We start from the raw sequence: 21,946 nt of genomic DNA, 5'->3' as shown, positions 1-21,946 counted from the left end.
AAAGGAGCGCCCATGCTGCTGCTCAATCCCGGTCCGGTGACGCTCACCGAACGTGTTCGCAACAGCCTGTTGCAGACGGACCTGTGCCATCGCGAAAGCGAATTTTTCGACTTGCAGGAAGAGGCGCGCACGCGTCTCGTCGACCTGTACGGTCTCGACGCGAGCGAATGGCAAGCGGTGCTCATGACGGGCTCCGGCACGGCCGCTGTCGAAAGCATGACCGCCGCGCTGGTGCCGCAAAACGGCAAGCTGCTGGTGGTGGAAAACGGCGTGTACGGTGAGCGCATTTCGCAGATCGCCGCGCAGTACGGCATCGCGCACGAGTCGCTCAAGCACGACTGGATGCAGGCGCCCGACCTCGCGAAAATCGCCGAACGTCTCGACGCGGACAAAGCGTTCACACATGTTGCCGTGATTCATCACGAGACGACGACGGGGCGTCTGAACGACCTTGCGGCGTTGGGCACGCTGTGCCGTGCTCGCGGCTTGCGTTTGCTGGTGGACGGCGTGAGCAGCTTCGGCGCCGAAGCGATCGATTTCGCCGACGCGAGCCTCGACGCGGTCGCCGCGACGGCCAACAAATGTTTGCACGGCGTGCCGGGTGCCTCGTTCGTGCTGGTGCGCCGCGCCGCGCTCGCGCAGGCGGCGAGCCGCACGTACTACCTCGACCTCGGGCGGCTCGCGCGCTTGCAGGATCAGCGCAACACGCCGTTCACGCCGTCGGTTCATGCGTACTACGCGCTCGTCGAAGCACTGCGCGAGATCGCCGACGAAGGCGGCTGGCGCGCCCGTCATGCGCGTTACGCAGCGCTCGCGGAACAGGCGCGCGCGGGACTGGCCGAGCGCGGCATCGGCAGCGTGCTGGCGCCGGCGGAATCGTCGGTGGTGTTGCGTGCATACCGGCTGCCGAACGGCGTCACGTATCCGCAATTGCACGATGCGCTGAAGGCGCGCGGATTCGTCATCTATGCGGGACAGGGCGGGCTGTCAGCCGAGCTGTTCCGTATTTCGACGATGGGCAATATCCACGCCGCCGACATCGACCGGCTGTTGCAGGGCTTTACCGAACTGACGCGCTGAGCGCTGCGCAGCAGGCTCACACAGGGTCTTTGTCCGGCGGCCCTTCGGGGCGCTGCGGCTCCTCGGTGTGATGACCGGGCGATGGCGGCGTCAGCGGATCGCCTTCCGGATCGCGGGTCGGATCGGCGTTAGGGTCGGGGATCGGGCTTGTATGCATGTCGTAGCTCATTGCATCACCTGTGGTTGAGAACTCTGCGATAGCGGGACGGCGTCCGGCGTTCTCTTCAAGCCTAGACGCTTCCTGTCAGGCTCGACCGCCAGAGTTGCTGCGCTGATCGTCCTGTTACTTCTTCACGCGACGGCCGACGGTAAGGTGCCAATAGCGCTCGGCGGCAAAAACATCCTCATAGTTGCCGGCGCCGAACGCGCGCAACTGGCTCTGATACGCATTGACCGCTTCGCGCTTGATCTGTCCGCGGCGCTGTGCGTCGATCGTGTGTCCGGCGCTCGGATTGGCCGGCGTCGCCACGATGCCGCGCTGCGCGAGATCGGCAAGCCGTGCCTGCACGACACCCGGCGTGCGCCGGTGAATGGCTTCCTCGTAGCCGAACCATTCGAGATGCGACAGGCGCGGCAGGATCTCGCAGCATGCTTCGAATACGCGCACATGGTCGTCGTGAAACAGGCCGAGCGGCATCAGCAACGTGTTCGCCGTGGTTCGGTAAATGGTTTCCTCTAACGCCGCTGCCATTTTGCTGATCGACGGCGAGTCGGAATACTGACTGTCGCGAAACGGCATTCGCAGCGGAATTGCATCGAGCAATTCAAGCGCGCGATTGTCTTCAAGCGTGCGCTCGTGTATTGCCTCATGGGCGTCGCTGAAGCCCGACTTTTCATCCCATTCCGTACGCATCGTATGCTCGGGCGGCGCGGCGAAGACCGTACAAACCGCAGCGTCGGGATGCGCGGCGAGCAATGCGCCGCAACTGAAGACGGCGTCGTCGAAATGAGGTGACACGATGAAAAGGCGCGGACTGGTTTCGCTCATGGGAAGTCGGGTGGTTTCGAAACGTGCGCCGTGCGAGCGGCGTAGCGTTGCGTGACAATCGCGGCGTCACATCAGCTTAGGCGGAATTGGAGCGAGTTGCGCGGCTGATTCGCAGTCAATGAACAGTTCCGATTGCATCGAGCATTAATCATATTCCGCGCAAGCCTCATGCCTGAGGCCCTTTCGCTTTCAGCGGGCGGTCAGCGCAAGGCGCGCAAATCGTCTTGCGTGTCTATATCGCGCAAGATTCCGGCGTCGTCGACATCTAGCCTCATGACGCGTTCGGAGCCGAGCAACGAGCGCGCGCCGCTGTCGCCGTCGAGGCACAGCAGCGCGTCGCGGTAGTCCACGCCAAACCCTACGGGATGGCCGCGCTGCCCGTCGTAAAACGGCGCCACGATCGGCGCGCCGCCGTCGAGCGCGCGGGCCACCGCTTCGATCGTGGTGATCTCGATGCGCGGCATGTCGGCGAGCGCGACGATCCAGCCCTCGGCGTCCTCACTCGCCTGAATACCTGCAGCGAGGCTTGCGCCCATGCCGCGTTCGGCGCCGGGCGCGAACGCCACGTCGCAGCCCGCATCGTTCAAAAGCCGCGCAAGCGCTTCAGCGCCCGGCCGCACCACGGCCAGCACGTGCGGCACGACCCTCAGTAGCCGGTGCGCCGCTTCCTGCGCGACCGGCGTGCCGTCGGACAGCCGCGCAAACAGCTTGTTTTGCAGGCCGTGCGGATCGAAGCGGGAGCCGATCCCAGCCGCGAGCAATATGCCAGTGGCGAGCGACGCGTAAGCCATGGATGGGCACCGTTGAGTAAGATGCCACCGATTGTGCGGCGCAACGCACCGCGAGGCAAGCGACCCGCGCAGCGCGCTCAGACCTGCGTCGTCGTCATCACCTTGTCGAGCGTTATCGGAAGATCGCGCACACGCACACCGGTTGCGTGGTACACCGCGTTGGCAAGCGCGGCGCACACGCCCGTAATGCCGATTTCGCCGATGCCCCGCACGCCAAGGGAATTGATGTACGGGTCGGGCCGGTCGAGGAACGTGATATCCAGCGCGCCGATGTCGGCATTCACTGGCACGTGGTACTCGGCGAGATTTGCGTTCGTGAAACGCCCATAGCGCGTATCCAGCGAGGTTTCCTCCTGCAACGCTGCGCCCACGCCCCATACAATGCCGCCGAGCATCTGGCTGCGCGCGGTTTTCTCATTGAGCACGCGGCCCACGTCGTACACGCCGACCACGCGCGGCACGCGAATCGTGCCGAGGTCCGCGTCCACATGCACTTCGACGAACACCGCGCCGAACGAGTGAAACGAGTACTTCTGCTTCTCGCCGCCCGGCTTGACGGTGGACGTCGCTTCGATCGGCTTGCCGCCGGAGCGCGCGACGATCGCCGCCGCGGGATCGCGCTTCGACGGTTGCGAGCGGCTCGTTACCCAGCCGTTCTCCACGGTGATGTCGTCGAGCGCCATGCCGTGCACGGGCGACGCAGGGTCCGCCAATGCCAGCGCGATTAGCCGCGCGCGCGCCTCGGTTGCTGCGTCGCGCACAGCCGGCGAAACGCTCGCCGCCGATTGCGAGCCGCCCGACACCGGCGCCTTCGGCAGCGACGAATCGCCGAGCGCAAAGTGGATGTTTTCCGGCGCGAAGCCAAGCGCGTCCGCGGCGACCTGGGTCATCACCGTGTACGTTCCAGTGCCGATGTCCTGCGTGCCCGAGGCCACCATCGCAGTGCCGTCGGGCAAGATCCGCGCGATGGCGCTCGCTTCGCTGCGATTAGCCGGGTAGGTCGCGGTCGCCATGCCCATGCCAATCAGCGTATTACCGTCACGCATGGAGCGCGGCGCGGGGCTGCGCCGCGACCAGCCGAATTTCTCCGCGCCGATCTGATAGCACTCACGTAACGACTTGCCCGACCAGGGCTTGTTTTCCTGCGGATCGGCTTCTGCATAGTTCTTCAGGCGCAGCGCTAGCGGGTCCATTTTGAGCGCGACCGCCAGTTCGTCCATTGCGGATTCCAGCGCAAACGAGCCGGTCGTCTCGCCCGGCGCGCGCATGAAGGTCGGCGTGCCGACGTTGAGCGGCACGAGCCGGTGTGTGGTCACCTGGTTCGGCACCGCATACAACATACGCGTGACCATGCAGCACGTCTCGGTCCAGTCTTCGATCATGGACGTGTTCGAAATGCTGTCGTGACGCATGGCGCTCAGCGTGCCGTCGCGCCGCGCGGCCAGCACGAGGCGCTGTTCGGTGCGCGGACGTGCGCCGACCGGACCGAACATTTGCGGCCGCTCGAGCACGAGCCGCACCGGACGCCCGGTCTGTTTCGCGGCCATTGCGCACAACGAAACATGCGACCAGGAAGAGCCCTTGCAGCCAAATCCGCCGCCGACGAACGGCGAGATCACGCGTATGTCGCTAGGTGAAATGCCGAGCGTTCGGGCCACCGCCTGCGCTTCGCCGCTCACGCCCTGGGTCGAATCGTAGAGCGTAAGCTGCGGGCCGTCCCAACGCGCCATGGTCGCGTGCGGCTCCATCGGATTGTGATGCTCGATGGGCGTCGTGTACGTTGCGTCGATATGCACTGCGCTGTTCTGCATGCCGTCTTCGAAGCTGCCACGCTGCGTATCCGTTTGACGCCCTTGCGGTTTGTCCGGCGCATGTGCATTTGCCTTCGCCTGTGCGAAGTCGAGCGTGGCCGGCGTGCTCTGATACGTGATGCGCAACCGGCGCGCGGCATCGGTCGCATGTTCGAGCGTATCGGCGACGACTACGGCCACCGGCTCGTTGTTGTAATGCACCTGGTTGTCCTGCAGGAGCGACAGTCGACGCCCCGCAGGCGGGGCCAGTTGCGCCTTGCCGCCGTTCGGCAGACGCGGCGCGTTCTGATGCGTCATGACGAGCAGCACGCCGGGCACGGCCTGCGCGCGGCTTGCATCGATCGACGCAATCGTGCCGCGTGCAATCGTGCTCGTCACGAGCACCGCATGGGCGAGACGCGCTTCCGGAAATTCCGCGGCATAGCGTGCTTCGCCGGTTACTTTGAGTAGACCGTCGATGCGGTCGAACGGTTGACCGATCAGCGTCATGCGACACCTCCTGCGCGGCCGGCGGCCTGATTCACTGCACGCACGATCGCGCGTTGCGCGAGCTGCACCTTGAAGCGGTTGTCGGCGAGCGGCCGGGCATCGCGCAATGCAGCGGCAGCGGCGTTGGTGAGCGCGGCTTGTGTCAGCGGCTGTCCGTTCAGCATCTGTTCCGCTGCACTCGCGCGCCACGGTTTGTGCGCGACGCCGCCCAATGCAATGCGCGCGGTCTGCACGCGCTCGCCGTCCATCTGCAAGGCAGCGGCCACCGAGACCAGTGCGAATGCGTAACTGGCGCGGTCACGCACTTTGAGGTAATGCGAATGCGCGCTGAAAAGCGGTGGCGGCAGATCCACCGCGGTGATCAGCTCGCCGAGCCGCAACGTGGTGTCGACATCGGGTCTGTCGCCCGGTAGCCGATGAAATTCGGCGAACGGAATGCTTCGCTCCCCGGCCGGGCCGCTCACGCGGACCACCGCATCGAGCGCGGCGAGCGCCACGCTCATGTCCGACGGGTTGACCGCGACGCACTGCGGACTCGCGCCGAGAATCGCGTGCATGCGGTTATGCCCTTCGAGCGCCGCGCAGCCGCTGCCCAGTACGCGCTTGTTGCACTGGGAGAATGCGGTGTCGTAGAAGTATGCGCAGCGGGTACGTTGCAGCAGATTCCCGCCGACCGTCGCCATATTGCGCAATTGCGACGACGCGCCCGACAAGAATGCTTGCGATAACAACGGATACTGTTCGCGCACCAACGCGTGGTTCGCGGCGTCGCTATTGCGCACGAGTGCGCCGATGCGAATGCCGCCGTCGGGCAGTGTCGTCACGCCGTCGAGTCCGCCTATATGCGTAATGTCGATAAGCCGCACCGGCCGCTCGACACCTCCCTTCATCAGATCGAGCAGATTCGTGCCGCCGCCGATGAACACCGCGCCCGGTTGCTGCACGGCGCGCACTGCGCCGGCGACATCGGCGGCGCGTTCGTAGGTAATCGCATCCATGCCGTCGCTCCGTTACGCGTTGTCGCGGTTATCGTGGTTATCGCGATGGTCACGATGGTCGGCGCCAGCCGTGCCCGCATTCTGACCACTGCCTTCATGCGCCGCGCGTATCGCGGCAACGATATTTGAATAGGCACCGCAGCGGCAAATGTTGCCGCTCATGCGTTCGCGAATCTCTTCGTCGGAAAGTTTGGCGGGACGTTGGCGCACATCGGCGGTCACAACACTCGCCGTGCCGTTGCGAAACTCCTGGAGCAGAGCGGTCGCCGAGCATAGCTGCCCCGGCGTGCAGTAGCCGCACTGAAACGCATCGTGTTCGATGAACGCGCGTTGCAGCGGGCTCAATGCACCATTGCTCGCGAGCCCTTCGACCGTGGTGATGGTCTCGCCTTCATGCATGACGGCGAGCGTTAGACATGAATTGATGCGGCGTCCGTTGGCGATCACCGTACAAGCGCCGCATTGTCCGCGGTCACAGCCTTTCTTGGTGCCCATGAGACCCGCGTACTCGCGCAATGCATCGAGCAAGGTCACGCGCGGCTCGAGTTGCAACGTATACGCACGGCCGTTGACGTTCAATTCGACGGGGCGTGGCGGCACGGGAGCAGGAGCCTGCGCGGGTGGCGCTACAGATGTTTGCGCTTGTGCGCGAAGGTGCGGTGCCGCACCGACAGTCGCGGCTGCTGCAGCCGATTGTAGAAAACGGCGACGAGAAGGTTGGTGCAAGGCGGCGGCTTCGTCACCCGGATCATGACATTCGTTATCTGTTGCCATAACGTTCTATTGACTCCGCTGAAAGGTCAATGCAGGCTGACGATGCGTCGGTATCCGAAGCTTCGCGTCCAACAACCGAGGGTAACAAATCCGGCGCAGTTGCGTGAACAACGCTGACACAAAACGGTATTGTGAAAATAACGGAGACAGCACATATGAGATCACCCATTGGAGTCGGGCACGCGCTTCCCCTTGCAATCGTTGTCGCTCTCGGTGTGAGCGCCTGCCACGGCGACCACGACGACAGCACGCCCCAGCCGCAAGCCAACGTCCTGCCCAGCTTCATCGCGGGCACCGTCAGGACACAGTCATATGACGGCAATAGTGACGACCTGCTCACGGCCGGACTCGGTAAAACTGGCCTCGCTTCAGCCAGTGTTCCCGCGATTGCAAACGCCGCGCAACCGACAGCGGCGGAACTGCGCCGACTCGCGATCTGGTCGAACTATCGCGCGCTCGTCGACATGAGTAGCAATGGCGGCTATGGGCGCTTCTGGGGTCCCAATGTCGATGTGAACGGCAACGACACGTTGGGCGAAGGAAAGATAGCGGGCAAGGAATACCTCGCTTTCGCAGACGACGGCAGCGGTAAGCAGAATGTCAGCGTGCTCGTGCAAATTCCGGCGAGCTTCAATGCGGATCAACCGTGCATCGTCACGGCAACGTCATCGGGTTCTCGCGGCGTGTATGGCGCGATCTCCGCAGCCGGCGAGTGGGGTCTCAAGCGCGGCTGCGCGGTCGCCTACACAGACAAAGGCTCGGGCAACGGCGCGCACGAACTGTCGACGAATCGCGTGACGCTGATCGACGGCACGTTGCAGGACGCGAATGCCGCAGGCAATGCGAGCCTCTTCACGGCCAACCTGGGCGACACGGATGCCGCCACCTACAACAGCCAGTTTCCTAACCGGTACGCGTTCAAGCACGCGCACTCGCAGCAGAACCCGGAGCAGGACTGGGGCAAGAACACGTTGCAGGCGATCAAGTTCGCGTATTGGGCACTCAACGATTCGTATGGAACGTTGAACGGCTCGACGCGCACGGTACGCTATAACCCGGGCAGCATCACGACGATCGCGGCATCGGTGAGCAACGGCGGCGGCGCGTCGCTCGCAGCCGCCGAGCAGGATACCTCGGGCCTCATTACCGCAGTGGTAGTCGGCGAGCCGCAGATCAACGTGCGCGTGCCCTCGCAGGTGTCGGTGACTCAGGGCGGTGTGCCCGTCGGCGCATTCGGCAAGCCGCTTGCGGATTACATGACGCTCGCGAATCTGCTTGAGCCTTGCGCAGCGCTCGCGCCTGCCGCAGTCGGCGCGCCGTATCTGACGGCGCTGCCGCTTGCCACGACCACCGCGATTCGCACCGCGCGATGCGCGGCGCTCGCGGCCAACGGTGTGATCGCGGGGGCGGACACCGTCACCCAGGCAACCAATGCGCTCGCGCTGTTGCATCAGAACGGCTACGAGACCGACTCCGACGTGCTCCATGCGCCGATGTGGGATTCGCAAGCGGTGCCCGCCGTCGCCGTGACTTACGCGAACGCTTATGCGAGGGCGAGCGTGAGCGCGAACCTGTGCAACTTCAGCTTCGGCACGACGAGTTCGACGGGCGCGGCGGGCGTGACGCCGGCTGTGTCGCCGATGCTCACTGTGTTCGGCAATGGCAATGGCGTGCCGCCCACTAACGGTATCAACCTCGTCTATAACGCGGGCACGGCGGGCGCATTCGACCACCGGCTCGCAACCGTCGACGCAAGTTATGCGGGAGCAGCCTGCCTGCGTACGCTGTGGACCAACGGCACGCTGACGACGAGCGTTGAAGCGATCAAGGTGAATGCGAACCTGCATGGCAAGCCCACCATCATCGTGCAAGGCCGGGCCGATGCGCTGGTGCCGATCAATCATGCGTCGCGGCCCTATGTTGCAACGAATCAGCTGCTCGAAGGCGGCGCGAGCAAGCTCTCGTTCTATGAAATCACGAACGGCCAGCACTTCGACGCGTTCCTCGGCGTGGCGGGCTTCGACAACCGCTTCGTACCGCTGCATTACTACAACATTCAGGCACTCAATCTGATGTGGAGCCATCTGAAGAGCGGCACGCCGCTGCCGCCGTCTCAAGTGGTTCATACGGTGCCGCGCGGCGGCTCACCAGGCGCTGCGCCCGTATTGACCGTCGCCAACTTGCCGGCGATTGCGGCCAACCCTGGCGGCAATGCCATCACGGTGTCGAACGGGGTGGTGAACGTGCCGAACTGATGGCGGCTGTGTGTCGATAGCGGACCACGCGCGCGGTGTCTGATCGCGCGTGTGGCCGCTACGTTGAATACCAGGCCGGGTATGAACGATGCTACCTGTATTCGGAATCAAGCGCGTTCAGAGGACAGCCGATGCAGTTCGACTACAAGCATTTCCACATCGATTGCCGCGCACGCCACGCCGAAGAAGGCGTCTACTACGCGCGCGCGAAAATCACTCGCATACCGCGGAAAAACGAGCATTTCCGGTCGCACGATTCCGGCGACATCGACGCTTTCTCGAACGAGGCCGATGCGATCGCCTGCGCAAGGTCGTGGGCAATCGAATGGTGCGATGAGGCCGCCGACGCCGTGTCGGGACCGGCGTCGAAATAACTTGCGTTGCAGGAGGAACCGTCGTGGCGAGGCTGCGCATTGCGACATTCAACATCAACGGAATCCGTTCGCGCCAGGCCGCGTTGCTGCAATGGCTGGAGCGCGAAGCGCCTGACATTGTCTGCTTGCAGGAACTGAAGGCCGCCGATAGCGCGTTTCCCGCCGACGCATTGCGCGAAGCGGGCTACCACGCCATCTGGCACGGCCAGAGCGCGTGGAACGGCGTGGCGATTCTGTCGAAGGGCGAGCCGCCGCTCGAAAGCCGCCGCGGCTTGCCGGGCTTCGAAGAGGACACGCATAGCCGCTATCTGGAAGCGGCCGTCGACGGCGTGCTGGTGTGCTGCCTCTATCTGCCCAACGGCAATCCGCAGCCCGGTCCGAAGTTCGAGTACAAGCTCAAGTGGTTCGACCATCTGATCGACCATGCGGCGAAGCTGCTCAAGAGCGGACATCCGGTCGTGCTGGCCGGCGACTTCAACGTCGTGCCTACGGACGAAGACATCTACAACCCGCGCTCATGGCTGAAAGACGCGCTGTTGCAGCCGGAAAGCCGCGAGCGCTACCGGCGTCTCGTCGCACAGGGATGGACGGATTCGCTGCGCACGCATTTCGGCGAGGAGCGGGTCTATACGTTCTGGGATTATTTCCGCCGGCACTGGGACACCAACTCCGGCTTGCGCATCGACCATATTCTGCTGAGCCCGGACCTCGCGCCGCGCTTGCGCGACGCGGGCGTGGACCGATGGGTGCGCGGCGAGCCGCATGCGAGCGACCATGCGCCGACATGGGTCGAGTTGGACATGGGCGCGTCGCGTCGCAAGACACGCAGCTGAAGCACGCGTCTTGCGACTGGCGGTGACGCATCGATGCGCGGGGTAACGCTAGCGAACTATCGTTGCGCCCGGAGCCGGATGCATGCGCGCCGCGACAGCCGGGATAGCCGAGCTGGCAGGCACGTTTTCATCGATCGACGTACGTCCGCCGTCGTGGAAGAACGCCTGCTCCGCGGCCTTGTTCATCACGAGAATGCTGATGCGCCGATTGGTCGGTTCGTCGACGACGTTGCTGTTGAGCGGCAGTACATCAGCAAGACCGCGTACCTGCAACAGCTTTTCGACGTGCATGCCGCCAGCCACCAGCGCCCGCCGCGCGGCATTCGCGCGCTCGGAAGAAAGCTCCCAGTTCGAATAGCCGACAGGTCCGCCCGTGTACGCCACGGCGTCGGTGTGCCCCGCAATCGAGATGCGGTTCTCGACGTCGTTGAGTGCTGCGCCGATCTGCGTGAGTATCGCAACCGCGTAGCTCTGCAGCTTTGGACTACCCGATGCGAACATCGGGCGGTTCTGCGAATCGACGATCTCGATGCGCAGTCCTTCGTTCGTAATCGAAATGCGGATCTGGTCCTTGAAGGCCTTCAACGCAGGACTCTGTTCGATCAACGAGACCAGCTTCTCTTTCAGTTGCTGCAAGCGGGCCGTGTCAGCGGGCGCGACGGTCGGCGCCACGTTCACAGGAGTGGCGGGTTCGATCTGGGTTTTCTTGCCGTCGCCGGGGCGCGTGTCCGAGATGTCGCGGCCGCCGCCTTGCACGATGCTCGGCCGTGCTGCGGCCGTGCCTTCGTTGCCGCCGAGCAGGCTCGATAACGGCGTGTTGAAGTAATCCTCGATGCCTTGCTTGTCGAACTTCGACGTCGAGCCGAGCAGCCACATCAGCAGGAAGAACGCCATCATCGCAGTGACGAAGTCGGCATACGCGATCTTCCACGCGCCGCCATGATGCCCACCGTGGTCGTCGCCCTTTTTCGAGCGGCGCACGATGATTGGCGGCGGCGCCTCGTCCTGGGAGCCGCGTGACCTTCTCTGCGTCATGACGCGGCTCCCTCGGTGGCCGGCTTCGGCGATTTGGTCGCGCGCACGGCGTCGTCGAGTTCCTGGAAGCTCGGGCGATCCGCGGTGAACAGCACCTTGCGGCCAAACTCCACAGCGATGGGCGGTGCATAGCCCGACAGCGAGGCAAGCAGCACCGCCTTCACGCATTGGAACGGCTTCGCTTCGGCACGGCCCTTTGCGTTGAGCAGATCGGCGAGCGGACCGATGAAGCCATATGCGAGAAGAATGCCGAGGAACGTGCCGACCAGTGCACCCGCGATCATCTCGCCGAGCACGGCGGGCGGCGCGCCGACCGAACCCATGGTGTGAACCACGCCCATCACGGCGGCAACGATGCCGAATGCAGGAAGGCCGTCGGCCATCTTCTGGATTGCATTGGCCGCCACCGTAGCTTCCGCGTGATGCGTGGCCAGTTCTTCATCCATCAGGTCCTGTACTTCGAGCACGTTGACGTTGCCGCCCGACATCATGCGCAAATAGTCGACGATAAAATCCAGCAGATGATGGTCGGCGAGGACGTGCGGATACTTCTGGAAAATCACGCTTTCTTCCGGCGCAAAGACGTCGGCTTCGAGCGACATCATGCCTTCCTTGCGTGCCTTCTGAAGCAGCTCATAAAGTAGAGCGATCAGCTCCAGATATTTTTCCTTTGTGTAACCGCCGCCCTTGAAACATTTAGGAATCGCCTTGAGGGTTTTCTTCAATGTCGAAGTCGGATTGCTCACTACGAACGCGCCAATTGCCGCGCCGAAAATGCATAGCAATTCGAACGGTTGAAGGAGCGCCGGCAAATGGCCGCCCACGCCAAGAAAGCTCCCAAGGACGGAGCCGATCACCAACAGCCAGCCAATCGCGACAAACATAAATTCTCCATAATCTTGCGCGCCGCACGTTGTGAGAATGAGCCCCTGGTCAAGGGCATTTGCGTGCGTCACTGAATTTCCGCATGTACTGGTAAACGGCTCGAAAGGGTGATTGCTGAAGAGCGCGAAGCAACCGGAATTCAAATATTGCGGGGCTCGCTCGCGCATTCATTCGGCATCGGTAAAAGCGCCCGCACCTTTTTACCGGTTGCTCTGCTAGCATGCAGTGCGACCCGCGTCCGGGCTCCTCGACGGTGAACTCTCAAGACGAACGAAGATGACTATGAAAGCCAGCACCATTGCGGAGCGCGAGGCCCGCGGCCGTGCCGCCCGCGAAAAATCGAAGCGGTCGAGTCATAAAACGGTGGGCGCATTAGACCGCGATCCAATCGACCTTATTAAGCAAAGCAGCGAAGGCCGCGTGCAGAACCTCGTGCCGTTGCGCTATGGGCGCATGGCCGTGTCGCCGTTCACGTTCTTTCGCGGCACCGCAAACCTGCAAGCTCACGATCTAAGCCAGGTTCACGACAGCGGCCTAACCATGCCGATCTGCGGAGACGGGCATCTGATGAACTTCGGCGGCTTCGCGACGCCCGAGCGCCAGCTGGTTTTCGACCTGAACGATTTCGACGAAGTGTCGGTGGGCCCATTCGAATGGGACCTCAAGCGCCTTGCCGCAAGCCTCGTGCTGGCCGCGCGTCACATGCGCCTGAGTCGCGGCACAGCCGAGAATCTGGTGATGACCGCCGTGAGCGAATACCGCAATCGCATGGCGCAATACGCACAATGCGGCGCGCTGGAACTCTGGTATGAGCGCATTACCTTCGACCGCATGGCGGAGACCGCGCTGTCGCCGGAACGCCGCCGCGCGGTGCGCCGCGGCATGGAGCTGCATGGCGGTGCTGCTCGTCGATCCCACGGGCAAGCCGCTCTTCGTACAGATCAAGGAAGCGAGGCCTTCGGTGATCGCCCGCTACTACAAGTCGCCACCGGTCAAGCATCAAGGCGAGCGCGTGGTGCAGGGGCAGCGCATGTTGCAGGCCGCGAGCGACATCTTTTTAGGCTGGGCGACGAGTTCGCTCGGCCGGCATTACTACTTCCGTCAATTGCGCGACATGAAGCTGTCGGCGAGCATCGAGTTGTTCGACAGCGATCTGCTGGACGGTTACGCGAGGCTATGCGGCTGGGCGATGGCGCGTGCCCATGCAAAGGCGGGCGGCCAGGCGGTCGAAGTGAGCGCTTATATCGGGCGCGGCGATCAATTCGCCGAGGCGCTGGCAGCTTACGCGGCGAGTTACGCCGATCAGGTGGAGCGCGACTACGATGTCTTCGTCAAGGCATGCCGCAGCGGTGTTATCGAGGCGCGCTCGGACGAAGACATGGCGGCGGATTTTCGCATGTGAATCAACGCTGTGAATCCACGCTGTAAATCCACACTGTCAAGCGTCGACCCTCGCCTCGCGCAACGTCACGAAGCGCAAGTTCCTGCTGCGAGCCGCTTCTATGACACGTGGCAGCACGGCGAGAATCAGCGGCTTACCGTCGGCGGTCAGCGCGGCGTTGCCGTCGTGCAGCAGCAGTATGTCGCGCGGCGCCAGACCGTCGAGTAGCCTGCGGGTGACGACTTGCGGATCGCGTTCGCGTGTGTCGTAGCCGCGGCGCGTCCATGCCGCTAGCCGCAAATCTAGCTTGCGCAGCACCGGCTCCAGAAAAATATTGCGCAGGCCTGCCGGCGCGCGAAAGAACATGGGCCGCTCGCCGCTGAGTTCTTCGAGTGTGCGTTGCGCGGCATCTATCTCGCGCAGAAGCGCGCCCGGAAACGTCACAGAAAATGTGTGCACGTGAACCTGCGAATGGTTTTCGAGCGCATGACCTCGCGCGACGATCTCGCGTGCGAGTTGCGGATAACGCCGCGCCTTTTCTCCTATGCAGAAGAACGTAGCGCGCACGTGCAGCGCATCGAGCAGCTCGAGTACTTGCGGCGTGACGACGGGATCTGGACCGTCGTCGATAGTCAATGCGATTGCATCCGCGTTGCGCGCGCCAGCGGGCAGGCGCGTCCAGTTCGGACCCAGCAGCGAGGTGCGCGGCAGCAGACCGGCCACGGTAAATACAGCGTGATTCGCAAAGATCGCGGCGAGCCACCACGGCCATGCGCGGGGCACCAGCAGCCATGCGGCCAGCACCAAGACGTGCCATGCGGCGGTGGCGGTGAGCATCGCGGGGTAGCCGGTCTGAGGCCACCGGCGCAGCGGTGGCGCTCCAGCGTCGTGGGGCGTGGAGAGTTGGTTCATAAAGCGTGCTTCCGGTAATTGCGCGGGCAAGCAGGGCACCGCGCGCAACGTCGAACGATACCATTGATGCGCGGACCGGCAAGCTCGCGGACAGGAACCGCAATGAAAGCGCGCCGGTTGCATGATGGAAGCTCTCGCAGGCGGCATTTGTGATCGACCGTCCGCTGCGGTATGGTTCGAAACAGGTGCCGAACAATGGTGCAGGAGCGTTGGTGCGGGGCGGCCCTTCATTCATGAAACAGGGAGACGAGCGGTGACGGTGACGGGAATCAGAAAGGTGGCATTGGTAACGGGTGCGGGTAGCGGCATCGGCCGTGCATGCGCGGTGCGTCTCGCGGAGCATGGGTATAGCGTGGTGCTTGCGGGCCGTCGTCAGGCGGCGCTCGACGCCGTAGCCGAGCAGGCGCGCGCCGTGGGCGGAGAAGCGGCCGCGGTGCCTTGCGACGTGACGGACGCGGACAGCGTCGACGCGCTGTTCAACACGGTCCGCGAACGTTATGGCCGGCTCGACTTGCTGTTCAACAACGCCGGGCGCAGCGGCTCGCCGGTCGACATCGACGAACTCGATATAAACGAATGGCGTTCGGTGGTCGACACCAACCTCACCGGTGTGTTCCTGTGCACGCGCGCGGCATTCGGTCTGATGAAAACGCAGAATCCGCGCGGCGGGCGCATCATTAACAACGGCTCGATTTCGGCGCACGCGCCGAGGCCGAACAGCATTGCCTACACAGCGACCAAGCACGCGGTCACGGGCCTCACGAAAGCCGTGTCGCTCGACGGCCGGAAATACGACATCGTGTGCGGGCAGATCGATATCGGCAACGCGGCCACGGAAATGGCCGAGCGCATGGCGCGCGGCGTGCCGCAGGCGAACGGCGAGATCGCGGTCGAGCCGTTGATGGACGTGCAGCATGTCGCGGACGCCGTGCTGCACATGGCGCAATTGCCACTGTCGGCGAATGTCCAGTTCATGACCATCATGGCGAGCAAGATGCCGTTCGTCGGGCGCGGCTGACGGCCACCCGCGCCGCGCTTGGCGCGGCTGACGGCCACCCGCGCCAAGCGCGGCGCGGGAGATCAACATATACTGAGCGCTTTCCTTCTTCGCCTTCGCTGCCTCGCATTGCGTGCGTTCCGAGCGTGTTCACGTGAAGTCATCAGCCGTGCCCCAAGCCAGCACCGTGGACGATCCAAAGCCCGCACCGCCGGTACAGCCCGACCTCGAGGATTGTTGTCATAGCGGCTGTAGTCCGTGCGTGTTCGATCTTTATGACGACGCGCTGGAGCGCTACCGGGTCGCGCTGGCCGAATGGGAAGCGCGGCAGGCGCAACGTGCGGCGGTCCCAATCCCGGCGGCGAAGCGCGGCGTGCGCAAGCGCCGGTGAAGCACCGTCGCGCGCTTTTACGCCGCCGCAGTCATCAGTGATCCCGTCATGACCGACCTTTTTTCCGCGCCACTCGAACCCTTCAACGAATCGCACACCCTCGACGATCTGCACGACTTCGTGCAGCGCTATCCGCGGCTCTTCGTGCTGACGGGCGCGGGCATCAGCACCGATTCCGGTATTCCCGGCTATCGCGACGACAACGGCGAGTGGAAGCGCTCGCCGCCCATCACGCTGCAGGAATTTCTCGGTACCGACGCAATGCGCCGGCGTTACTGGGCGCGCAGCATGGTCGGCTGGCCGGTCGTTGCACAGGCGCAGCCCAACGCTGCGCATATCGCGCTTGCGCGGCTCCAGGCGGCCGGCCATGTACCGGCGCTCGTCACGCAGAACGTCGACGGATTGCATCAGCGCGCGGGTAGCCGCGACGTGATTGAATTGCACGGCGGCATAGACGGTGTCGTTTGTCTCGATTGCGGCACGCAGCATTCGCGTGCGTCGATCCAGCAGACGCTCGAGGCGGAAAATCCCGCGCTGCTGAGCGTGACCGCCGAAACTGCCGCCGACGGCGATGCGCATCTCGAATGGCACGCGCTCGAAGCGTTTCGCGTTCCGGCGTGCACGAATTGCGGCGGCTTGCTGAAGCCGGCGGTGGTGTTTTTCGGCGAAAGTGTGCCGCGCGAGCGTGTCGAGGCGGCTTCGCATGCGCTCGATGCCGCAGACGCCGTGCTGGTGGTCGGCTCGTCGCTGATGGTCTATTCCGGCTATCGCTTCTGCGTGTGGGCGCAAAAGCAGCGCAAACCAGTCGCCGCGATCAATCTCGGGCGCACGCGCGCCGATCCGCTGTTGTCGCTGAAAATTGCGGCGCCATGTGCCGATACGCTGACCGCTTTGGCCGGCCGTCTCGCGGTAGATTGAACTGCGGCTCGGCACCAATACAAGCGAATGCAAGCTATGCAACCCAAGCCAACGCAAACGATCCACACTACATCCACATGACCGAACCTGTTCCGTCGATGCGGCAACATTCGCCCTCCGCCGAGCGCAATCGCGAACCGATCCTCGCCGTCTTGCGCACGGCGTTGCCGGCCACGGGCCGCGTACTAGAAATTGCGAGCGGCACGGGTCAGCACGCAATGTACTTTGCCGGCGCGATGCCCGGACTGGACTGGCAACCGACCGACGCCGACGCGCAAGCGCGCGAGTCGATTGCCGCATGGATCGCGCACGGCGCGCCGCCGAACGTGCGCGCGCCGCTTGCGCTCGACGTGCATCAGGCCGACTGGGGCGTAGGCGTGCTCGATGCGGTGGTCTGCATCAACATGATTCACATCGCGCCGTGGAGCGCTGCGCAAGCGCTGTTCGCGGGCGCAAGCCGCCATCTCGCTCGTGGCGGTGTACTGTATCTGTACGGCCCTTACAAACGCGGCGGCGCGCACACGGCGCCGAGCAACGAGGCTTTCGACCGGCAATTGCAAAGCCGCAATCCGGCGTGGGGCGTGCGCGACATGGAAGCGGTCGTGGCGCTCGCGGCGTCGGAGGGATTCACGTGCGACGAGCCGGTCGCGATGCCAGCCAACAATTTCAGCCTCGTGTTCCGAAAGCGCGAACCACAGGCGCATTGAACGCGCGGAAAGGGCGCAAAGCCGTGTTGCGTGCCCGTTAACGAGCGGCAAACCGGCATTTCTTTTATGCTTTCACCCTCGACGTCCGGCCGACGTTCTTTCCGGCGCGGCGTCACGACACTTTTGGACACTGGAGAATTCACATGGGCAAACAGGCAATCGGCGTGGTGGGGCTGGCGGTCATGGGCCGCAATCTGGCGCTCAACATCGAAAGCCGCGGCCACGCGGTGTCGGTCTACAACCGTAGCCGCGAAAAGACCGACGAACTCATCGCCGAATATCCGGACAGGAAGCTGGTGCCGGCGTTCACGCTCGAAGAGTTCGTGGAGTCGTTGGAAAAACCGCGCCGCATTCTGCTCATGGTCAAGGCCGGCGAGCCGACCGACGCGACCATCGCATCGCTCAAGCCGCTGCTGGAAAAGGGCGACATTCTGATCGACGGCGGCAACACGCATTTCACCGACACGATCCGCCGCAACCAGGAGCTGGCGAAGGCCGGCCTGCATTTTATCGGCACCGGCGTGTCGGGCGGCGAGGAAGGCGCACTGAAAGGTCCGTCGATCATGCCGGGCGGGCAACGCGACGCATACGACCTGGTTGCGCCGATTCTGACCGAGATCGCCGCAAAGGCGCCGGACGGCGAGCCGTGCGTCGCCTACATGGGCCCGGACGGCGCAGGCCATTTCGTGAAGATGGTGCATAACGGCATCGAATACGGCGACATGCAACTCATCGCCGAAAGCTATGCGGTCCTGAAGCAGGTGGTCGGCCTGTCGAACGAGGAACTCGGCAAGGTCTATACCGAGTGGAATCAGGGGGAGCTCGACAGCTATCTGATCGAAATCACCTCGAAGATCTTCAGCAAGAAGGACGAGGAAACCGGCAAGGATCTGGTCGACGTGATCCTGGATCGCGCGGCGCAGAAAGGTACCGGTAAGTGGACCAGCCAGAATGCGCTCGACCTCGGCGCGCCGCTGCCGCTGATTACAGAGGCCGTGTTCGCACGCGTGCTTTCGTCGCTGAAAGATCAGCGTGTTGCCGCGAGCAAGGTGCTCGACGGGCCGAGTGCGAAGCCGCTCGGAGCTGAGCGCGAAGCGTTCATTGAGTCGGTGCGCCGCGCGCTGTACTTCAGCAAAGTGATCTCGTACGCGCAAGGTTTCGCGCAGTTGCGCGCGGCTTCGGAAGAGTACAAGTGGGATCTGGATTTCGGCACGATTGCCAAGATCTTCCGTGCCGGCTGCATCATCCGCGCTCGCTTCCTGCAGAAAATCACCGACGCCTACACGAAAGAAAAGACTATCGCGAACCTGCTGCTGGACCCGTACTTCCGCGATGTTGCGAGCAACTATCAGTCAGCGTTGCGCGAAGTGGTGGTCGCCGCAATCAATGCGGGCGTGCCGGTCCCGGCGTTCGCGTCGGCGGTTGCATATTTCGACGCTTACCGCTCGGAGCGGTTGCCCGCAAACCTCGTGCAGGCGCAGCGCGACTTCTTCGGCGCCCATACGTTCGAGCGGATCGACAAGCCGGGCAGCTTCCACGCGAACTGGAGCTGAAGCGCTGTAGCCCCTAGCAGCGCGCGCCCGGCGCAGGCCGGGGCGCGCCGTTCTAGGGTATTGAAATGGCTGGGCGGCATTATTGCTGCGAGCGTCGGTCATTTCGACACTGACAGGATTCGGACACCGACTATTGCAATTTCCGGAATAGAGTTTCGTCGTTTTAGGGGTTTCCCCTAGATGTTCTCGCTCCTAAACTTCTATTTAAGCGCTAGGGACAACAAAGCCCGAAGCGAATCACAACAAGTTCTGGAGGTTATACATCATGAAGACTCTTATCTCTGCCGTAGTCGTCGCCGCTGCTGTTTTGGCCGCTCCTGTCGCTTCGTTCGCTCAATCGAACCAGCCGGTCACGCGCGCTCAAGTTCGCGCCGAACTGGTCCAACTCGAGAAGGCTGGCTACAACCCGGTCGGCGACCATGTTGACTACCCCGAAAACCTGCAAGCTGCTCAAGCACGTGTCGACGCTCAGAACGGCACCGCGCAAGCCGCGGCTCAAGTGGCCAACAGCGGTTATGGCGCACCGATCGCAGGCAGCTCGCAAGCCGGCCGTGCGGTCACGACCGATCGTAGCTCGGTTTATTTCGGCAACTAATCTGGCGGTCGAGCGGCGCCGAATCGGGCAGCCGTTCGCGTAGAAGCCAACCGGAGGCGCCGCCTGACTGTCAGGTGGCCGCCGATAGAAAAACGCCGTCAAGGTTTTTGCCTTGGCGGCGTTTTTCTGTTTACCGCTTCGAGGACGCGTGGCGCGTGGCAAGCGTGCTGCACCGCGCGCCTTCTTCGTGCTCTTCGTGACGGAACCAGGCGGTTCAACGAGTCGGCAAATGTGGAATCGCTTCGTTGCTCGTCAGATTGAGCTGCTGCATCTGCCGATGTGCCTTGTTCAGATGCGCCTGCGCGGCCACGCGTTGAGCTTCGAGCAGGGACACTTCCTTGCGCACCTGATGCTGCCGGGTCGTCGCCGCCTGCTCTTGTGCGCTACGCCGCTGCAAATCGCTGCGTAGCCGTTCGGCTTGCGCTTCAGAGCGAGCGATCTCGCGGGCCAGCTGTTCGTTCTGCGCCTCCAGTTGCGCGCGGCGAGTTTCACAGTCCGAGAGCCGCGTCGCCTGGTCTTCGAAATGATGGAAGGCCGCTTCGGCGGCTTCGAGGTCGGCGGCTTTCAACGCGCGCCAGAGCGCGCCGTCCTGATAGAGCGCGACGTAGTACGTTAACTCCTTCGCATGAAACAGCAGGCTCACCGAATACGCGAAGCTGCGAAACACGCGAAACGGCATGAGCGCCTCTTCTTCGGCGAGCCATTCGACTTCGGCGGTGTTCGCAATCTGGACGCCACGCGCGCTCACCTGCGACGGCGCGGTCTGGACGGGCCGCAATGTCAACACCGGACGAGCGGCACCGCGCGCCACTGCCGCCTGCGACGGATCGGATGCGAATCCGGACGGAGCATCGGACGAAAGTGCAGAAGAAAGCGCGGACGGCGCGTCGGACGCAATCTCCCGCGACGCCTCGTCGGCATCGTCGGGCGGGACGGGCGCGCTGGCATTGTCCTGCGCGACCCTGACGACATGCGATGGGCCTGCCAGCACGCTACGGCGGTTAAGGAGACTTTTCACGGCGGTTCCTCCAGTTGACTCGCCCGAAGGGCCAGACGGCGCCGGCAATAAAGCGTTCCGGCTAACTGGCGGATTGGGCGGTGAGCGAAAAGCAATGGCTCAGCGGCGCGAGTGGGGGGATGCCACGGTTGCGCCGGGGCTGCACATGCCTGCGGATGTCGTCCGCGTGCGCAGTCCTAATGCAGGGTGCGATGCCGGCCTATGTCCGCGAATAACGCGTGGCTCGGCTCAAGCGCAAGCAGCCACGATTCGTCGTAGCCGCTCAGAATGTCGAGCGCCTCACGCAGACGCTCGATGGCCAGCGCGGGAATTTCGACGCGCGCCTCCACGCCGCCCGACAATCCCGCGATACTCGCAAGTTGCACGAGTGCGTCGGCGGCCTCGGCCACATCGGCGGCAAAAACCAGATGCGTGTTCAACAATTCGGCCAGTCCAGGCGACGCGGCCACGTCGTCGACATTGAGTTGCACGGCGAGAAATGTGGCTTTGTTCATCGTCGACTCCATGCGGGATCCGGTCGTTTCAGTCCACGCCCCGTCGGCGCAGCAAGGTTGAGTATAGGTGAGCGTCCAGAGGTTTCAATGATCACATCATTGCCGCGGCACTCGCTGACTGGGCGTGGAGCGCGTGTCGCGCGACTTATAATGAGCGTTCTAAAAGCTGCCCGGCAGCGCCCGGCGTGCGCTGCGTCCATGGCCGATTGCGACTGGCGCAAAGGGCTCTCTCTCTACCAAATGCGTTAGCGACCATGAAGATCATTCGCAGCAAGAGCTTCACCGCGACGCGCCCGTGGGGCGCGCTCGACATTGCCAACATGGGCGGCATCACGACACGTCTGCATTGGACGGATCAGCCCTACAAGTGGCACGTGAACGACGGCGAAGAAGTGTTCGCCGTGCTGGATGGTCGCGTCGAGATGCGCTATCGCCAGGACGGCGTGGAGCAGGCGGCAATTCTTGAAACGGGCGATGTGTTCTATGCGTCCGTGGGCACCGAGCACGTGGCGCATCCGATCGGCCCGGCGCGCATTCTCGTGGTAGAAGCCGAGGGCAGTGTTTAGGTTTTCAGGCGCGGTGATGTGCGAGGTTGCAGTGTGCTGACCCGCGAGCGGTACGGCAATTGCTACGGGCATCGATCAAGACGATCGATCAGAAGCTCGAA

Annotated in this window: 23 protein-coding genes and 1 pseudogene; 13 read left to right on the top strand and 11 right to left on the bottom strand. The window is 63.5% G+C overall.

The window, feature by feature from the left end:
• The first annotated feature begins 12 nt into the window (after window positions 1–12).
• Entirely contained in the window at window positions 13–1,080 is a 1,068-nt protein-coding gene (locus J2W46_RS11975; RefSeq protein WP_020068065.1) for a 2-aminoethylphosphonate aminotransferase, read from the top strand.
• A 16-nt stretch (window positions 1,081–1,096) separates the two neighbouring features.
• Here the strand turns inward: J2W46_RS11975 and J2W46_RS11970 are convergent, their stop codons facing one another.
• From J2W46_RS11970 to J2W46_RS11945, 6 genes are all read right to left on the bottom strand, one after another.
• Window positions 1,097–1,249, bottom strand: a complete 153-nt coding sequence (locus J2W46_RS11970; protein ID WP_164701897.1) for a hypothetical protein — start codon at window positions 1,247–1,249, stop codon at window positions 1,097–1,099.
• 114 nt (window positions 1,250–1,363) lie between these two features.
• Entirely contained in the window at window positions 1,364–2,068 is a 705-nt protein-coding gene (locus J2W46_RS11965; RefSeq protein ID WP_020068067.1) for a PIG-L family deacetylase, read from the bottom strand.
• A 200-nt stretch (window positions 2,069–2,268) separates the two neighbouring features.
• Entirely contained in the window at window positions 2,269–2,859 is a 591-nt protein-coding gene (locus J2W46_RS11960; protein WP_310353937.1) for a nucleotidyltransferase family protein, read from the bottom strand.
• Between the two features lie 77 nt (window positions 2,860–2,936).
• Window positions 2,937–5,159 carry a xanthine dehydrogenase family protein molybdopterin-binding subunit gene (locus J2W46_RS11955; RefSeq protein ID WP_310353934.1) on the bottom strand — a complete coding sequence of 741 codons (2,223 nt, stop codon included), beginning with the start codon at window positions 5,157–5,159 and terminating at the stop codon, window positions 2,937–2,939.
• The gene (locus J2W46_RS11950; RefSeq protein WP_310353932.1) at window positions 5,156–6,157 is read right to left on the bottom strand and encodes an FAD binding domain-containing protein; all 1,002 of its coding nucleotides are present in this window, start codon (window positions 6,155–6,157) and stop codon (window positions 5,156–5,158) included. Before J2W46_RS11950 ends, J2W46_RS11955 begins: the two co-directional genes overlap by 4 nt.
• A 12-nt stretch (window positions 6,158–6,169) precedes the next feature.
• Window positions 6,170–6,931, bottom strand: a complete 762-nt coding sequence (locus tag J2W46_RS11945) for a (2Fe-2S)-binding protein (protein ID WP_088175827.1) — start codon at window positions 6,929–6,931, stop codon at window positions 6,170–6,172.
• Window positions 6,932–7,086: 155 nt separating this feature from the next.
• Here J2W46_RS11945 and J2W46_RS11940 point away from each other — a divergent pair, with 155 nt between their 5' ends.
• The 3 genes from J2W46_RS11940 (at window position 7,087) to J2W46_RS11930 (ending at window position 10,393) form a co-directional block, all read left to right on the top strand.
• The gene (locus tag J2W46_RS11940) at window positions 7,087–9,186 is read left to right on the top strand and encodes a D-(-)-3-hydroxybutyrate oligomer hydrolase (protein ID WP_310353928.1); all 2,100 of its coding nucleotides are present in this window, start codon (window positions 7,087–7,089) and stop codon (window positions 9,184–9,186) included.
• Between the two features lie 131 nt (window positions 9,187–9,317).
• Window positions 9,318–9,560, top strand: a complete 243-nt coding sequence (locus J2W46_RS11935) for a hypothetical protein (protein ID WP_310353925.1) — start codon at window positions 9,318–9,320, stop codon at window positions 9,558–9,560.
• Between the two features lie 23 nt (window positions 9,561–9,583).
• Window positions 9,584–10,393, top strand: a complete 810-nt coding sequence (locus tag J2W46_RS11930; RefSeq protein ID WP_087752129.1) for an exodeoxyribonuclease III — start codon at window positions 9,584–9,586, stop codon at window positions 10,391–10,393.
• A gap of 48 nt (window positions 10,394–10,441) precedes the next feature.
• On the opposite strand, the gene motB is transcribed toward J2W46_RS11930, so the two are convergent.
• Both motB and motA read right to left on the bottom strand, forming a co-directional pair.
• Window positions 10,442–11,428, bottom strand: a complete 987-nt coding sequence (gene motB, locus J2W46_RS11925) for a flagellar motor protein MotB (RefSeq protein WP_020068076.1) — start codon at window positions 11,426–11,428, stop codon at window positions 10,442–10,444.
• A complete protein-coding gene (gene motA, locus J2W46_RS11920) occupies window positions 11,425–12,312 on the bottom strand; it encodes a flagellar motor stator protein MotA (RefSeq protein WP_310353922.1) in 888 nt (295 codons plus the stop codon). Before motA ends, motB begins: the two co-directional genes overlap by 4 nt.
• Before the next feature lie 277 nt (window positions 12,313–12,589).
• Here motA and J2W46_RS34345 point away from each other — a divergent pair.
• Both J2W46_RS34345 and J2W46_RS34340 read left to right on the top strand, forming a co-directional pair.
• Window positions 12,590–13,240: pseudogene (locus J2W46_RS34345) on the top strand (DUF2252 family protein); the annotation flags it as partial.
• Window positions 13,122–13,715, top strand: a complete 594-nt coding sequence (locus tag J2W46_RS34340) for a DUF2252 family protein (protein WP_374726821.1) — start codon at window positions 13,122–13,124, stop codon at window positions 13,713–13,715. The pseudogene J2W46_RS34345 and the gene J2W46_RS34340, both read left to right, overlap by 119 nt.
• Before the next feature lie 36 nt (window positions 13,716–13,751).
• Here J2W46_RS34340 and J2W46_RS11910 read toward each other — a convergent pair whose 3' ends face one another.
• Window positions 13,752–14,606, bottom strand: coding sequence for a polysaccharide deacetylase family protein (locus J2W46_RS11910; protein ID WP_310353919.1), 855 nt, complete (start codon window positions 14,604–14,606; stop codon window positions 13,752–13,754).
• 253 nt (window positions 14,607–14,859) lie between these two features.
• Between J2W46_RS11910 and J2W46_RS11905 the strand changes: the two genes are divergently transcribed.
• The 6 genes from J2W46_RS11905 (at window position 14,860) to J2W46_RS11880 (ending at window position 19,767) form a co-directional block, all read left to right on the top strand.
• Entirely contained in the window at window positions 14,860–15,624 is a 765-nt protein-coding gene (locus J2W46_RS11905; protein ID WP_088175822.1) for an SDR family oxidoreductase, read from the top strand.
• 112 nt (window positions 15,625–15,736) lie between these two features.
• Window positions 15,737–15,994 (top strand): oxidoreductase-like domain-containing protein, encoded by a 258-nt coding sequence (locus J2W46_RS11900; protein WP_306299399.1) that lies wholly within the window; start codon window positions 15,737–15,739, stop codon window positions 15,992–15,994.
• Window positions 15,995–16,042: 48 nt separating this feature from the next.
• Window positions 16,043–16,912 carry an NAD-dependent protein deacetylase gene (locus J2W46_RS11895; RefSeq protein ID WP_310353906.1) on the top strand — a complete coding sequence of 290 codons (870 nt, stop codon included), beginning with the start codon at window positions 16,043–16,045 and terminating at the stop codon, window positions 16,910–16,912.
• A 77-nt stretch (window positions 16,913–16,989) separates the two neighbouring features.
• Entirely contained in the window at window positions 16,990–17,619 is a 630-nt protein-coding gene (locus tag J2W46_RS11890) for a DUF938 domain-containing protein (RefSeq protein WP_310353903.1), read from the top strand.
• A 143-nt stretch (window positions 17,620–17,762) separates the two neighbouring features.
• Entirely contained in the window at window positions 17,763–19,172 is a 1,410-nt protein-coding gene (gene gndA, locus J2W46_RS11885; protein ID WP_310353900.1) for an NADP-dependent phosphogluconate dehydrogenase, read from the top strand.
• 265 nt (window positions 19,173–19,437) lie between these two features.
• The gene (locus J2W46_RS11880; RefSeq protein WP_310353897.1) at window positions 19,438–19,767 is read left to right on the top strand and encodes a DUF4148 domain-containing protein; all 330 of its coding nucleotides are present in this window, start codon (window positions 19,438–19,440) and stop codon (window positions 19,765–19,767) included.
• A 214-nt stretch (window positions 19,768–19,981) separates the two neighbouring features.
• On the opposite strand, the gene J2W46_RS11875 is transcribed toward J2W46_RS11880, so the two are convergent.
• Both J2W46_RS11875 and J2W46_RS11870 read right to left on the bottom strand, forming a co-directional pair.
• Window positions 19,982–20,785 (bottom strand): DUF2968 domain-containing protein, encoded by an 804-nt coding sequence (locus tag J2W46_RS11875; protein WP_310353895.1) that lies wholly within the window; start codon window positions 20,783–20,785, stop codon window positions 19,982–19,984.
• Window positions 20,786–20,961: 176 nt separating this feature from the next.
• A complete protein-coding gene (locus J2W46_RS11870) occupies window positions 20,962–21,279 on the bottom strand; it encodes a hypothetical protein (RefSeq protein WP_020068086.1) in 318 nt (105 codons plus the stop codon).
• Window positions 21,280–21,533: 254 nt separating this feature from the next.
• Between J2W46_RS11870 and J2W46_RS11865 the strand changes: the two genes are divergently transcribed.
• Window positions 21,534–21,845 (top strand): cupin domain-containing protein, encoded by a 312-nt coding sequence (locus tag J2W46_RS11865; protein WP_088175817.1) that lies wholly within the window; start codon window positions 21,534–21,536, stop codon window positions 21,843–21,845.
• The last annotated feature ends 101 nt before the right edge of the window (window positions 21,846–21,946 follow it).

Source organism: Paraburkholderia strydomiana (assembly GCF_031456815.1).
In the GTDB taxonomy this organism is placed as follows: domain Bacteria; phylum Pseudomonadota; class Gammaproteobacteria; order Burkholderiales; family Burkholderiaceae; genus Paraburkholderia; species Paraburkholderia caledonica.
This window is presented reverse-complemented; position numbering and strand designations above follow the sequence as displayed.